Source organism: Ruegeria sp. HKCCA6837 (genome assembly GCF_013034475.1).
Taxonomy (GTDB): domain Bacteria; phylum Pseudomonadota; class Alphaproteobacteria; order Rhodobacterales; family Rhodobacteraceae; genus Ruegeria.
The window spans coordinates 220534-234404 of sequence record NZ_WQGD01000002.1 but is presented as its reverse complement, the minus strand read 5'-3'; the positions used below and the strand labels follow the sequence as shown (position 1 = coordinate 234404).

The following is a 13871-nucleotide window of genomic DNA, read 5'->3' as shown; positions in this document are numbered from 1 at the left end:
TGTATTCCGGCAAACTGCAACTTATCGTTTTATATCTATAAAATGAGGCTCTCGGGCAAAAAAAGGTCCGCGTTGGGCTCTAAGCCGACCTTGGAGCAAGCGCGGCATCTCAAAACTTGCACCGCTAGGCTTCGTTGAGGGCGGCCCAAGGCGGACCTTGGTCGCATCCTTGAGCGCCGCAATGCAGCTTCACCAAACCAGACATTCGTGCATCTCGCAGTATTCCGCTTCCCGAAATGACCGGGTCGCGGACAATGCGGCCACTAGCCGGACGCTCTTGAGCCTTGGGAAGCGAGGTATGCGTCTAACTCACTGACGAAACGGTCTGATCTGTCTGTGATCCATTCGACGAATATCGCCCGCAGATTAGATTTCGCTCGGGGTCGCGCCCATAGGAGACGATAGGCGTACTTTGTCTGGCATATCATTGACGGTCCGAATGGCAGAATGAGCGATCCTGCTTTCAACGCGTGAAATGCTTCCACAATCCCGCAAAGCGCCAGCCCCTGACCCGCTGCCGCCGCTTGAAGCCCTGAACCTGTTCTCGAGATGCGTACGCCATGTTTTAGATGATCGCGGTCAAACCCAAAGGCATCGCCCCATGCTTGGAAGTCAAGCCATCCCGGGTCCTTGGTGCGATTGGTGACGTGGATGAGCGGTACACCCTTTAGCGATCGCACATACGGATCCAGCCCTTGCTGGTCTGCAAAAGCGGGCGAGCATACTGGGGCAACAAAATCACCGAAAAGCACGCGTTCTTCCAATACAGTGTCACGGGTGGGTCCGTATCTGATCGCAAGATCATAGTCTTCTCTCACTAAGTCGATATCGCGATTGGATGGGTCCAAGTATAAGTCCGCATCCGGGTATTGCAGGTGGAACTCCACAAGCATCGGCGATAGCCAATTTTCCGAAAAGGACTCCGGCAGGGTAATGCGTAGACGGCCAGCCGCGTAGTTCGGCTTCAGTTGCTCAAATGCCTCGGCAAGCCTTGCAAAGCCGTCTTCCAACAATTCCCGAACCCGCAATGCATCCTCAGTTGGCTCGATGCCCGAGCTGGAGCGAATGAACAGACTTTTTCCGAGGTAAAGTTCTAGGGACCGTACCCTTTGCCCAACTGCAGCCGGAGTAATTCCAAGTTCGTTGGCGGCCAGTGAAAAGCTCCCATGCCGCAATGTAGCCTCCAGCGCGCGCAACGCGTTCAAATGAGAAAGATGCATGTCGACACCCTAAAGGTTTCCTTTAGTGGGGCCAAATGAAATCAAGCGTGCAAAGCAATCGAACCCACCCATACTGAGCATTGGTGCATAGGATGTCGCCATGAAAAACAGAACCATGGGGAAGACGGGGTATGTTCACGCTTTATTGGGAATATTTGGCAGGCTCGATTGTGGTGCAGTCAGTCCTTGAAGAAATCGGTGCAGAATATCGACTACACTACGTGGACATGGGCGCAGACGGACATCGGACTCCAGATTTCCTGCGTCTAAACCCAACCGGCCGGATACCGGCGCTCGGCTACGCAGATGGCAAAACGATTGGAGAGACTGCCGCGATCGTTACGCTACTCGGCGAGATGTACTCTGGGAGCAGGGTCGCTCCAGCGCCCGGTGATGATAATCGTGGAGAGTTTCTGTATTGGCTGAATGTCATGACGACCTCAGGCTACATGACGGCAGCGCGCCTCGGGCACCCTGAGCGCTATGCGAACAGCAGCAAAGCGATCGAGGAGGTCGGCGCAAAAGCGGCTATCGATTACGATGCCTTTTTCGATGTGATCGAAGATGCAATTGCGGGCGATCCGTACTTCATGACGCGCGGTCTGACCGCACTGGATTTTTACGTCACAATGCTGACCGAGTGGCACGCCAACAAACAGTCTCTCTTTGGCTCACGACGCAAGCTCAGCGCGCTGTGTGAATCTGTGAATGAAAGCCGCTCCTACAAGGCCGCAATGGAGACACATGCACTTCCACAGACCTGAATATTCAAGCGGTCAGCCGAAATCTGCACTCTGGACTAGCGTCTGCGCAGGTGGAGCAATGCGGTCCCTACTTTCAGAGTTTTGATGCTAAACTACTTGGGCTTGAAGCAGATTATCTGCACTGGGCGGGTTCGGCGTTCTTCGATGTTTCGTGCAGCGTTTCGCACAATCTGCGGAGCCAATTTACCCAACAGGATATGAGTGTCAAAAACCGGCGCTTCGCCCTTTTCAACAAATGCTGCGTTTCGCAACAACGACTGGATTGGGCTCGAAGCGGACCTTCGCTGCAATTAAGTCGAACGACTGCCATGCGGACGAAGCTGCTGTTCGCTGCGAACTGTGCCAACGATTGCTTGTGTGCGGCGCAGGAAGATCCATACTGTCGTTTGAATGGCCAAATGCCGCTCTCTTTTTGGGGAAAAACGCTTATGAAGTTCATTTTATCGATGGCAGTTGTTTCATTTGCCATGCCTCTGTCAGCATTTGCACAGGATCAAGGCCACAACCATGGTGGTTCCCCGTATGCCGGGTTCGAGGCACGTGAGATCAAAAGTCTATCCGATCAAGACATCGCCGAACTTCGTCGCGGCGGTGGATGGGGACTGGCTCTTCCGGCGGAGTTGAATGGCCTTCCTGGCCCGGCCCATCTGCTAGAACTTCAAGAAGAACTTGCGCTTTCCAGCGATCAGGTTGCTGCAATTACCCTGATATTTGAAGAGATGCGAGCCGAGGCCATAGCGGCAGGAGAAAACTTCATAGCAGCTGAAGCAGCAGTTAGCGCAGCTTTTGAAGAGGCCGACCTTACACAAGAGGAACTCGCGGGGCTTTTGGCGAGAGCTGCTGAAGCCCGGGCAGCGTTGCGTTTGGTTCATTTGTCCAGACATCTCGCGACACCCGCTCTTCTGAGTGACGAGCAAGTTCGAAAATACAGCGTCTTGCGCGGGTACTCAGATGATCCATGCGCCACAGTCCCGGAAGGACATGACCCAACAATGTGGCGGCGTCACAACGGTTGTGATAGGTAAGCCGACCTCCGTTTGTCTCGCAGCGTAAGGGCATTGGGCGCGAAGCAGGCAGTCGCTGCCGCGCGACTCTGGCAGGCACGCTGAACGACCGCTGTGCGGACGAAGCGGTCAATCCTGTTGTTCCGCAAGGAATGGGCCAATTTCATGAAAGAATTCATCAAATCCTGCATGACCGCGGATCATGCAATGGTTAGCACCGGGAAGTTCAACGAACTCTGCGGTGGCTATTTCACGCGCTGTTTCACGACCTTCACTGATGGGAGCTGCCATGTCCCCCTGCACGTGTAGCACAAGTGTAGGCACATTTAACTTTCGGGCGTCTGCTCGCGCATCAACTTTTGAGTTCATGGCCATAATCCTTAAAGCAGTTTCCGGGCTCGCAGAAATTCGCTGCATTTCATCAAAGCTGGCACTCTCCGCTGGAGTTGCGTCTGGCATATAGCTGGACGTAAAGAACTGTCGATAAATAGGATTAGGCGACCCCCAGCCCGCTGAAACCATTGCACGGGACGCCTCATAAAACTGTTCAGCCTCAGGATTTCCTCGCATCATTCTTCCACGGACATATCCGCCTAGAAGGATCAGGAATTTGACCCTCTCTGGGTATCTCGCGGCAAATCGAACGCAGAACGCTGAGCCCTGACTTATTCCAAACAGACCAAAACGATCCAAGCCAGATGCATCAGCGACGGCAACCATATCATCTATCATTCTGTCCTCGGAGATGTCGTCGACGTCCCAGTCAGAAAGTCCGTTGCCGCGTTGATCGAACCGAACCAGCCGGCAGAGTTTGGAAAACTCAGATAAGAAATCCCCCCATACAGGACTGGTCCACTCATATTCGATGTGGTTCAGCCAGTTGGGAGCCTTAAGAACAGGTGTTCCGGTTCCCGTTGAAGCCCAAGCCAAATTAATCCCATCAGCGGATTTGCAGAATTTCACGCGCTGCTGATAGGAGATTTCCGGCGCTTTTCGTTCCTGCACCACATTAGGCGTCCATTGCCACACACGTATTGGTCGTGTGATGTTTTTCACGCGCTGCCCGCCCATGTCTCGAAATGGTTCATCGATCTTGTCCAGAACAGATTGATGCACAATGTCCGAAACACAGATGCCACCCGGTTCCGCCAGGCCCTCTAGTCGCGCGGCAACATTCACACCGTCGCCAAAGATATCGTCGTCGTCAAAGATTACATCGCCAAGGTTGATACCCACTCTGAATCGGATCCGCCGATCTTCGACCAAGTCCAACTCTTTCCGCCCCATCTCTTTCTGGATTTCCAACGCGCAGCGTACAGCGTTCTGAACAGAAGGAAATGTTGCCAATAGGCCATCTCCAGTCGTCTTTACAATTTTCCCTCGGTTTCGAGCGATTTCCGGGTCAATCAAGTCTTTTCGGTACGTCTTTTGACGCGACAAAACACCCAACTCATCCGCTTCCATCAATCGAGAATAGCCAACCATATCAGACGCAAGAATGGCTGAAAGTCGTTGTTCCATCGTAGCCTCCCAAAGAGCTTTCCCGGCAGCAAGGCACTTAATTGTGCACCCCAGAAGTCATATTCGTTAAGCCGTGTACTTCATCCCCATTGAGTTATTGCTCTCTCACCAGAATGAAGATGTAGTGATCTTTCGAGAGTAGTTCCCGAGTTTATAGTATTCCATCAAGCGTTCCTCCCCAGATGCAGAGGCAAACTACCAGAACCTTTCAAATTTGGATACCGACGCCACTAAGAGACCCATACCTAGACATAAAGGCGCGTGTTGGTTGCGCAGCGACGCGTTCAATTCGGTTGAACAACCGATTGAAGTAGAAACGACTAGTATTGGTTCAAAGTCGCATGCTCATTTCGTGCCATGTCATTCCGCCGTGGTCGGAGGTCGACGGTTTCAGATAGCTATAGCCGAGCTTTTCGTAGAGCGGCACGTGATGTTCTTTGCACATCAGATAGATCATTTCTTTATCCATCCGTTGCATGCGTTTTACAAACTCGTCCATCAGCGACCTTGAATAGCCTTTTCTTTGTCTCTTGGGATCAACGACAACGGACATGATGACCACATTCGGGGCGTCAGGGTCGTGGCCAATAAGCTCTTTGAAGTCCTCGTCAGACATCTCGACCTCATGAGCGCATCCGCAATTGATGAAGCCAACAACTTCACCGTCCACTTCAAGGATCAAAAAACCCTCGGGATGGGTCTCTATCCGTTTACAGATTTTAGCATGGGTTGCTGCTTCGTCTCCCTCATAAGCCGAGGTTTCAATTTCGAAGCAGCGATCCGCATCGGAAAGTTGGGCATTTCTAAACTTTTTCATGCGATTTTCCCCCATGTCGCGGGGAAGACTAACCCAAAAGATCCAAGGCTGTCTCGTATCAGAATAACGAGCATCTTGCCGCAAGAATTGGTGTCCGCTTTGGGCTCGGCTCCGTCATTCGACAAGTTCAGGTGAACAGTCGCTAAGCGGACAAAGCAGGATTACAGGACGCCATCAGTCCATTGCCGAAGTACGAGACATCGTCCAATGTGCATTTAAGCATTAGGAGACACCGCATCAGAAAACTAACGACAATCTTGGCCGCGGACCTAGCGGCCTATTCACGCCTCATGGCGGCAGATGAAGAAGGCGTAGTTTCGCGTCTTCGTGCTATCTGGTCTGAAGTTGTGAAGCCGATGGTACGCCAATCAGGTGGGCGGGTTGTTAAAACGATGGGTGACGGCTTTTTGGCGGAGTTTCAGTCACCAGTCGAAGCAGTGCGGACTGCCCTCGCCATTCAGGAAGCCATGGAGAACCGCGATACAGATCGACCAGTTCAAGAAAGGCTGCACTTTCGGATTGGGATGCATGTCGGCGACGTCGTTGTTTTGGATAACGATATCTTAGGTGACGCGGTGAACGTTGCGGCACGGCTGGAGGCGATAGCGCCTGTTGGCGGGATTTGTCTGTCACGTGCGGCACGTGATCAGGTTAAGGGTCGCATAGACGTCGAACTAAACTCCATAGGCGAGGTTTCGGTAAAGAACATTCCAGACCCTATTGAGGCTTGGGTTACAGGAGAAGATCCAAGCGGCATCCTCCTAGCCTCGGCAAAGCTACCCGCCATTGTGGTAATGCCATTTGAAGAGATCGGGAGCGAAGACGAGTTTTTTGCCGACGGCGTCGTGGACGAAATCACGTCGGCTCTTTCAAGCGTTGGAGACATTTCGGTAATCGCCCGGCAATCGGCTTTCAGTTTCAAGGGCCGCATAGTGGAAGTCAGGAAGGTCGGCCGTGAGCTTGGCGCGCGATACGTCGTGACCGGTGCCATACGTCGATCCGGTACGAGGGTGCGGATTTCCGTTCAACTGAACTCTGCCATAACAGGTGCCAACCTCTGGTCGCAGCGCTATGACGATGAGCTGGAAGACCTGTTCGATCTTCAAGACAAGATCGCTTCACATGTTGCCGGGGCAATTTCGCCCTCGATCCGCGCGTCTGAAATAGCTGCCGCCCGTGCTGTCGCGCCGATGGAGAGAAAGGCGTACGAGCTTTATATGAGCGCGTTTCCGCATTTTTGGGCTCATCGACGGGAGGAGAACGATCGCGCAATCGACCTTTTGACGTCGGCCATAAACAGAGACCCGGATGATTTCCGGGCACAGGCGCTGCGCGCTTGGGCCTACGCACAGCAGGCGACGTATATGTGGAGCGAGACGCCATTGACGTCTCGAGAAAACGCTCAGTCAGACGCTGAAGCCGCCGTGTTGTCAGCCGGGGAGCATGCGCCTTCGCTGGTCGCGATAGCTGCTGCATTGAGCATGACCGGTCTTGAACATGAACGTGCCGGGGTGCTGCTGGAACGGGCACTGGTTCTCGATCCGAATTCAGCCTGGGGTTGGATGCGAATGGGGTGGAACCAAATCTATCACATGCGCGACATCCAAGATGGTCTTGCCGCATTCGACAAAGCCGAAGCTCTTAGCCCTCTTGATCCATTCCTGTTCAACATCCAGTTCGGTCGGGCTTATGCAAAGGGCTTGCTGGGAGAATACGACGAAGCGATTAAACTGGTGAAGCTCGGATTGACAGCGGGGCCAGGTGTTACTTGGGCCTATCGCGATCTCGCTAGTTTCTGCGCCAATGCCGGTCGGCGGGAAGAAGCAGACGAAGCGGTTGAAGCGCTCATGCACAGCTATCCCGGCCTAACAATCAAACGCGTCGTCAACAGCATGCCACCCGCCACTCATGCGCGGCATCAGGCATTCCTTGAAGGTCTCCGGCGCGCTGGTGTGCCAGAAGGCCAATAAAAACACTTCCGCTTTGGGCTCGAAGCGGCCATTCGCTGCGTGTTGGATAATTGACTGCTTGGCGGACTTTGCAGCCATCCGCATTTTTGCTCCAAAGGACCGCGGTTAGCCCAAAGCAGACCTTCAAAACCGAACTTTCTAATGCCGACTTTGCGAACAATTCCGTTTAGTCGCATTCACCACTGCAATGCTCCCAACCGGCCCGGCCGAGCATTTTCGGCTAAGAGTCCATTCGAACAAATTCAAACCAGCTTCTTACTTGGGTTTTGTGACAAGTAAGCTGGTTGCAGGGTTTAGATCTTCATTTGGATCCGCCAGAATACCAGCCGGGAAAGACACTGAGATGGGACGGTCCTTTGTATCAAGGCAGAGCATTTGGTTATTGTCTCCGTCACCCAGATCGGCAAGCGCCGCGGGTGTTACTATGCGTTGAGATCCATCCTCGGCCACTACAGTAATCCTGTACAGATCACGTTCCACATCGCCAGGCTACTTGCCGTTGGCCAGCGTAACGCCACCCGCCCAGGTTACCCGAATGGCCTGTACGATGTTGTCACTTGGACAAAGGCTTCCTCTGGTTCGACGTGGTCCCAAATTTCCGACCAAAGTCCAATCCTCGACAACCTCGGCAAAGATCATTGAGGGTCCGTCTTCCAACGGAGTCACGGCTGCAGTGGCACCTCGAAAATCAAGCGTCCCTTCGATGGAATGAAGGTGCCCAGTAACCTCGACTGCAACGGGGGGATCTTCGGAAACGTTCCCAAAGTCGCCGATGAGAAGCACCGTGCGCAGTTCGCCGGGATCGGTAGCAGGCAACACTGACGCGCAGTGCATTGTTCCGATCTGGCCTGACTTTGTCATAACTCTGAAGTCACCTGCCTGCAGAGTTTCTAAGTCTATCTGGGTAGAAAAAATGACAGGCATCCCGTGTTTGCCCCTAGAGCCTCTGCAAATGAAATTTGCCACTCGGGGTAACGCCTCGAGCCCATGGAAAGCAGAAAGCAACTCGGCATCTTGTCCTCCAGCTGAACTCGGCAATCCGAGGTTTGAGGTTGTATCTTCAAGTTCTCGACTTGAGACGTCCTGCGCGCGCACAGCCGTTCCCGACAAGGCAATCGCAGTGGCAGGTGCAAGAAGTGTGATCGCTTGAATCCGTTTCCTAATCTGCTTCAGCAATAAGGTTATTCTCCCCATTTGGTATTCGGCGCTGCGGGCTTTCGCGCTGTTACGTGTTGGAATTAAAATAACACACTCATACACATTTGGTCGAACTTGCCGCTACGCAGGTTCCAACAACGCTTCGGAAAGCTCGTACTCCGAAAGGGCTCCCGGTGCACCTATTGCAACAAGCCTTGTTTCGGGTTTTCGGTGGCCCCATTCTCCATCCCTTGCGATGTCCATGCGTTTTCCGACAACCTGAACAAGAATGCGATGATCCGGATCCTCCTCGCTAAAAACAAAGCCCTTGAGGCGATAAACGTCGCCCGGAAGCTTTCGAATTGCACTCCGAAGAGAAGACAAGCTTATCGGGCGTTCAGCTTTCATCATAGTTGTTGAGAAGCTGTCCGAGTGATCAGAGTGATGGCAACCACAATCCGGTCCATGTTCGTGATGATCGGGTATTTCTGTTTCTAGCTGTTCGGCGGCAAAACGACCAACGGAAAGAAGTATATCCAGTGGGACGTCCGCATTGACAGCTTCGACCAATCGATATCGACGGAATCGAGACCCCAGCCAATCGTGCACCTTCTGAACTGTGGCCCTGTCGACAAGATCAACCTTGTTCAGAATCACCATGTCCGAAAACGCAATTTGTCGGAGCTTCAACTCCATTTGTTCCGGCGCGGCAAATAGTTGTTCCGCGTCGACAAGACACATGAGGCTGTCCAAGCGGATCATGTCGCGGAACCGTTGATCCGTAAACGTCATCGCGATTGACGATGGGTCCGACACGCCGCTTGCTTCAAGAACGATATACTCCGGCTTCTCAGGCCGGGCGAGAACGGCCTCTACTGTTTCGATCAGGTCATCTCGGATCGAGCAGCACACGCAGCCATTTGCCAGACTCATCACATCATCTTCGAGGCCAACCACCAAGTCAGCGTCAACGTTTATTGATCCAAAGTCATTCACCAGAACTGCAACCCGCAACCCGTGATTGCCTGTCAGGATGCGGTTCAAAAGTGTTGTCTTACCTGCGCCGAGAAAGCCGGTAAGGATCGTTACGGGGATCGCAGAAGTCGAACCAAATTCAATCATTGTTCGATCTCCACTCAGTCTTCATCGCGCGGGCCGATTACATCCGAAACTTTGATGGTAAAGTCCTGCGGCCAGTCCCCGCCGGGTGCTCGGAAAACGTCAGTTGGGTAGTATTCGCGTGGATCGATCTCCATATCGCGGTACTTCTGGTCTTGCTGATCTGCTCGAGTGAGCCTCGGATTCGGCAATGTGATTTCATCCGGAAGCTCAATACGCCCGGCCTCGGCTGCCGCAGCCAGTTCACGAAATGGTGGCACAGTACCGGATTTTCCGGGCAGTGCAGCTTTCCTGTACCAGATGGCATCCTTGGTCACGTTCACAACGGCTACATCGAGACCCCATTGGAACAGACCGTCATAGTGGGCGCGAATACCAGCCAGCATTTCAGCGTCGATATCCTCGTCCTGTGTATAGTGCGTCACCATTCCCAACCGCGGCCTTGTGTCAGCAAAGAGCTTACCCACGGCATAGTGGGAGGTATGATGCGTATCGATTGTGTAATTAAACAGATCCTGTGGGATACCGTATTTGTAGGTCATCAACTGACCAATATCCTGTCCCGACATTTCGGTTACAAAAACATCAACACCTTCGCCGTATTTCCGTGAAAGCTCATCCGGGCGACCATCGCCTGTCCATACGAAGCTCAGACCATTCCAATCGAGCCGATACCCAACTGCGCCGTCCTTGGCGTGGCTGCGCGGCCAGGACCGAACAGTCACACCATCTTGGTCATAAACGATACCGCCTTCTTGGCTGAAATCGAACTCGTTGACCTCGATCTCATAGCCGTCACCAATTGGGAACACATCGAATGCTTCGAGGTGCCATTTGAGCATTTGCTGCATGCCTTTGACCATCCCAGCTGTTCCAAGCTCGGGTGTCCGACCGGACGGGCCGTGAATACGAAGTGGAGTGTACCCTCCTGACCAGGCCCGGAAAGGGTATATGTAAGGGATGTCGGCATAGTGGTCGACATGCAGGTGAGAGATGAAGATGTCGTTGATCAGCTGCCCCGGCACCTGCATGGCAATGATGTTACGGACACAACCGGATCCAAAGTCGAAGAAGAACCGTTTTCCATTTCCCAACTCTACCATGATACACGTACCCGCCTGATCTTCGCGCGGCGGATAGGGTGTCGAGCCACAGAATGAGATGCGCATCTCATCTGGCCCCAACTCCTCACTAAGTGGAAAATAGTTCGCGTTTGAGCCTGTCATGTATTTGGTCGGGCGGAAATACTCTGGCAAAGAGATACCACCTGCGGGTCGCCCACCGTATGGGTTCTTGAGAGTTTCTCCCAGCGGGCCGTCTCCTTCGTGGGCCTCGGCACTCCCCGCCGCAAACCCAGCCGCCCCTGTCGCGGCAGCTCCAGTGGCTAAACCCTTAAGAACACTCCGTCGTGAGGGGTCTTCAATTTGGTCTGTCGCCTGAACTTGTTTGTTCTTCAGGTCTTGCCCATTGTCTTCCTTGGTCATGGTTCGGTCCTCAGTTAAAAGTGTTACGAAGATTGCGCTTCACCATCCGGCGAAGCTCGTTCACGAGTTCAGATCTGATGTGGGCCCATTCCGCACGCTCTGGCGCTGTAATCGATGTGTCATCCAGCAGCGCAGTAACTTTCTTTAGGTCTGCAATTGCCTCGCTGAGTAACGCGTCCGTTTCGATACGCCCGGAAAGCGCATCGGAAAGCTCTGGAAGCTCGTCACTTAGTTCCCACGTCACTGGATAATCCTCGGTTCCCACTATCTATTCTCACATCGAGATGAGTGCGGTTGACGGCACACGCCAAGTGAGTCACCGTGAGTTGGGGGTGAGTTTGCTTTGAACCAAGCTAATGAATTGCCGATAGATCAAGATGTTGCACAGCCATCTCCGGAGCTTGTCCGACAAGCACTTCAGAGCGTTGTTTCCAGTGCCGCGTTCCAGGCTTCGCCTCGACTCCAGCAATTTCTTACTTACGTGGTCGAAGAAACGCTCGCGGGTCGCGGGGCTCAGATTCGTGGCAAAGCAATCGCCGTCGAAGTCTACGGTCGGAGCATTGATGGCACCGGTGGTCGGAATCTCGTTCGCGTTGAAGCCCGACGGTTGCGTCGGCTGCTACAGGAGTTTTACGAAGATCAATGGAACGGTGAAGGCGTTCGCATTTTTGTTGATTCCGGCGGATACAAGCCACGGTTCTCGCTAGACAGCACTTCAGGAATGCGGAACAGCGATGCGCTTGGAAAGCATCCGCGTTTAACGCAACTGCTGCCGTTTGGATTGGTTTGCGTTGTATTGATTGCTGGAATTGGGTTTTGGTTTGCTCAGAATAACGAGGCGGTTTCGCCCGCGACTCGATCCACAGAACAGGCTGAGCGAGCTGCCCTTGGTGAGCAGTCTTTGACGAGACTTCAGGCGGCCAACCTTGCGGATCAGGCCCGCGGCATGTTTTTCCCCGTCTTTGATGTCAAGCGTCAGCAAATAGCGCTGGGAATGTTCCAGCATGCCACCGAGCTCGACCCAGCACTCTCCGATGGCTACGCCGGTTCGGCACAGGTCCTGGCAACTCTGGCTATGTTGTCCCCGGACAAAGCACGAAGAGAAGATCTCTTTAGCCAAGCTGCGGAGATGTCGGGAAAGGCGCTTGATCTATCTCCCACCGATGCATGGGCAAACGGAGCAAATGGTTGGGTATTGGCCACCCAGTATAAACCAGTTGAGGCACTGAAATACGCAAGACTGTCGGTCGAGCTTGCGCCGAAGGATGGTCATATCCTGGATCTAGTTGGCATCACCGCCATTATGGCCAACGCTCCGGATCTTGCGGCCGAGGTTAGCGATCCAGAAAGACTAAGGGCAGGATCGGGCCGCTTTGGCGCACGAAATATTTGGGGTGTATCGCAACTGATGCTTGGGAATTACGAAAAAGTTGTCGAAGCTTTTAAAGGAGCACCCGCTGCCGGTGCACCTGTAAGTGCTCCTTCTCTCCTCTTCCAAGCCGTTGCGCACGACCAGTTGGGGCATTCGGAAGAAGCACAAAGACTAGTTATGGAAATGCGAAAGACATGGCCGGAGTTTCCATCTGAGTTTCTTGCCGGCAGGATTTTCCACAATGATGATGCAACGCGGCAAGCGATACTGGATACTCTGAGTAGATACTGATGAAACGCGTCGCATGGTTGCGTATGCAAAGTCTGCTTTCTGCGCATCGCTGACATTGGTGCTTTCGGCAGCATCGGTTGGTTTGGGCTCGAAGCCGTCTTCCAAGCATTTTTGATTGAGGCAGTAGGTATCGCGCGCGAGCCGTGGGCAGGCCCGTCGTCTGCGGCCAGGATCTTCAAGCAAGCTTTCGTTAACGCCGGGCTGCCACCATTTTCGCCGCACCGCGTGCGAGATACGATCGCAGAGCTGGCAAAACTTCACTGCAGGACACCAGAGGACTATAAAGCGTGGTCGCAGAACATGGGACACGACGACGTGATGACGACGTTCCGCTCCTATGGTTCTGTTTCACCTGGCCGTCAGGTCGAACTGATGGGGCGGTTTCGCCCCCGTGGACCGTTGCCAGACGAGGACGCGGTTATTGATGAATGATCAACTCCGGTGACGCACCCGAACGACCACGCGCTCGGGAGCAAGCCGGTATCCGTTCCAAGAGAGATTTTCGATCAACTCTTGGGGCTTATCAACTGACAGACCAGCGGACTCGAATCTCTTTGCAATCGTTCTTCGCGCGGTCAGTATTCTCCGCCTAACGACTTCGTCGGTTTCAACGCCTAATTTTTCGACGAGGTCGCCAGACTTCAAGCAGGGATACTCCAAAGGTTCGAGACCTTTGCCTGCTGCACGGAGCCACTCTTCAGCCAAAACGATCAACAGATCCACTGTGGCGTTTTTCTTAAGCTCAATATGTTCGCCGATCAAAACCAAACGTGAGGTTTTGTCGATTTCTATGGTCAGCGGTGGTTTCTCATTCTCGTTTTTATCAACTGAGGGAGCTGGCACGAAAGGCAAGGACAAGGCGCTCTGCATCTCGCCATATAGTCTTGGCAAACTCTGTTCTGGGAACTCGCCGGGTGACTTGCTTTCGAGAGTTCTGCGCATGACAGATGTGACCGCCTTGCCGTGGCGGTTAAGCAAATCTGCGATCATCGACATTGCTGTGTCTGGTGGACTGTCGAGATGATTGACCGCGTCCAGAACAACCGGGAAACTCCGGGCCAGCGCATCTGGTGTGGCGTTCTCGAAGAACACTGCATTGCGTACGTAGGACAACGCCATCTCCCGGTCGGTCCCGTTCGGTCGAGCGTCCGACACAAGGTCCACGCGATAGG

The 13871-nt window shown here is 53.4% G+C and carries 13 protein-coding genes; 5 read left to right on the top strand and 8 right to left on the bottom strand.

Annotated features, from left to right (window positions below):
* Positions 1-263 precede the first annotated feature (263 nt).
* Positions 264-1220 carry a LysR substrate-binding domain-containing protein gene (locus tag GOV91_RS05455; RefSeq protein ID WP_171234724.1) on the bottom strand — a complete coding sequence of 319 codons (957 nt, stop codon included), beginning with the start codon at positions 1218-1220 and terminating at the stop codon, positions 264-266.
* Positions 1221-1351: 131 nt separating this feature from the next.
* Here GOV91_RS05455 and GOV91_RS05450 point away from each other — a divergent pair, with 131 nt between their 5' ends.
* Together GOV91_RS05450 and GOV91_RS22515 are read left to right on the top strand one after the other, a co-directional pair.
* Positions 1352-1984, top strand: a complete 633-nt coding sequence (locus GOV91_RS05450; protein WP_171234723.1) for a glutathione S-transferase family protein — start codon at positions 1352-1354, stop codon at positions 1982-1984.
* 50 nt (positions 1985-2034) lie between these two features.
* On the top strand, positions 2035-3009 hold the full coding sequence (locus GOV91_RS22515) for a hypothetical protein (RefSeq protein ID WP_174836528.1): 975 nt from the start codon (positions 2035-2037) through the stop codon (positions 3007-3009).
* A gap of 108 nt (positions 3010-3117) precedes the next feature.
* On the opposite strand, the gene GOV91_RS05440 is transcribed toward GOV91_RS22515, so the two are convergent.
* Complete coding sequence (locus tag GOV91_RS05440) at positions 3118-4509, bottom strand: alpha/beta fold hydrolase (protein ID WP_170756228.1); 1392 nt, start codon at positions 4507-4509, stop codon at positions 3118-3120.
* Between the two features lie 331 nt (positions 4510-4840).
* Entirely contained in the window at positions 4841-5410 is a 570-nt protein-coding gene (locus tag GOV91_RS05435) for a GNAT family N-acetyltransferase (protein ID WP_245224488.1), read from the bottom strand.
* Positions 5411-5583: 173 nt separating this feature from the next.
* Between GOV91_RS05435 and GOV91_RS05430 the strand changes: the two genes are divergently transcribed.
* Positions 5584-7296 (top strand): adenylate/guanylate cyclase domain-containing protein, encoded by a 1713-nt coding sequence (locus tag GOV91_RS05430; protein ID WP_171234722.1) that lies wholly within the window; start codon positions 5584-5586, stop codon positions 7294-7296.
* Between the two features lie 489 nt (positions 7297-7785).
* On the opposite strand, the gene GOV91_RS05425 is transcribed toward GOV91_RS05430, so the two are convergent.
* From GOV91_RS05425 to GOV91_RS05410, 4 genes are all read right to left on the bottom strand, one after another.
* Positions 7786-8157 (bottom strand): hypothetical protein, encoded by a 372-nt coding sequence (locus tag GOV91_RS05425; RefSeq protein WP_171234721.1) that lies wholly within the window; start codon positions 8155-8157, stop codon positions 7786-7788.
* A gap of 417 nt (positions 8158-8574) precedes the next feature.
* The gene (locus GOV91_RS05420) at positions 8575-9555 is read right to left on the bottom strand and encodes a GTP-binding protein (RefSeq protein WP_171234720.1); all 981 of its coding nucleotides are present in this window, start codon (positions 9553-9555) and stop codon (positions 8575-8577) included.
* 14 nt (positions 9556-9569) lie between these two features.
* Positions 9570-11036 (bottom strand): guanitoxin biosynthesis MBL fold metallo-hydrolase GntH, encoded by a 1467-nt coding sequence (gntH, locus tag GOV91_RS05415; protein WP_217352015.1) that lies wholly within the window; start codon positions 11034-11036, stop codon positions 9570-9572.
* A 10-nt stretch (positions 11037-11046) separates the two neighbouring features.
* Complete coding sequence (locus GOV91_RS05410) at positions 11047-11280, bottom strand: hypothetical protein (protein ID WP_171188099.1); 234 nt, start codon at positions 11278-11280, stop codon at positions 11047-11049.
* A 99-nt stretch (positions 11281-11379) separates the two neighbouring features.
* On the opposite strand from GOV91_RS05410, the gene GOV91_RS05405 reads away from it, so the two are divergent.
* Positions 11380-12699 (top strand): hypothetical protein, encoded by a 1320-nt coding sequence (locus GOV91_RS05405; RefSeq protein ID WP_171234719.1) that lies wholly within the window; start codon positions 11380-11382, stop codon positions 12697-12699.
* A gap of 300 nt (positions 12700-12999) precedes the next feature.
* Positions 13000-13131 (top strand): hypothetical protein, encoded by a 132-nt coding sequence (locus GOV91_RS22810; RefSeq protein ID WP_256369230.1) that lies wholly within the window; start codon positions 13000-13002, stop codon positions 13129-13131.
* Here the strand turns inward: GOV91_RS22810 and GOV91_RS22635 are convergent, their stop codons facing one another.
* Positions 13132-13812 carry a hypothetical protein gene (locus tag GOV91_RS22635; protein WP_254440598.1) on the bottom strand — a complete coding sequence of 227 codons (681 nt, stop codon included), beginning with the start codon at positions 13810-13812 and terminating at the stop codon, positions 13132-13134.
* Positions 13813-13871 lie beyond the last annotated feature (59 nt).

What these genes read in the sequence shown, in the direction of transcription:
- GOV91_RS05455 (WP_171234724.1), bottom strand. Translation starts at nt 1,220, where the DNA reads ATGCATCTTTCTCATTTGAACGCGTTGCGCGCGCTGGAGGCTACATTG.
- GOV91_RS05450 (WP_171234723.1), top strand. Translation starts at nt 1,352, where the DNA reads ATGTTCACGCTTTATTGGGAATATTTGGCAGGCTCGATTGTGGTGCAG.
- GOV91_RS05440 (WP_170756228.1), bottom strand. Translation starts at nt 4,509, where the DNA reads ATGGAACAACGACTTTCAGCCATTCTTGCGTCTGATATGGTTGGCTAT.
- GOV91_RS05425 (WP_171234721.1), bottom strand. Translation starts at nt 8,157, where the DNA reads ATGACAAAGTCAGGCCAGATCGGAACAATGCACTGCGCGTCAGTGTTG.
- GOV91_RS05420 (WP_171234720.1), bottom strand. Translation starts at nt 9,555, where the DNA reads ATGATTGAATTTGGTTCGACTTCTGCGATCCCCGTAACGATCCTTACC.
- gntH (WP_217352015.1), bottom strand. Translation starts at nt 11,036, where the DNA reads ATGACCAAGGAAGACAATGGGCAAGACCTGAAGAACAAACAAGTTCAG.
- GOV91_RS22810 (WP_256369230.1), top strand. Translation starts at nt 13,000, where the DNA reads ATGGGACACGACGACGTGATGACGACGTTCCGCTCCTATGGTTCTGTT.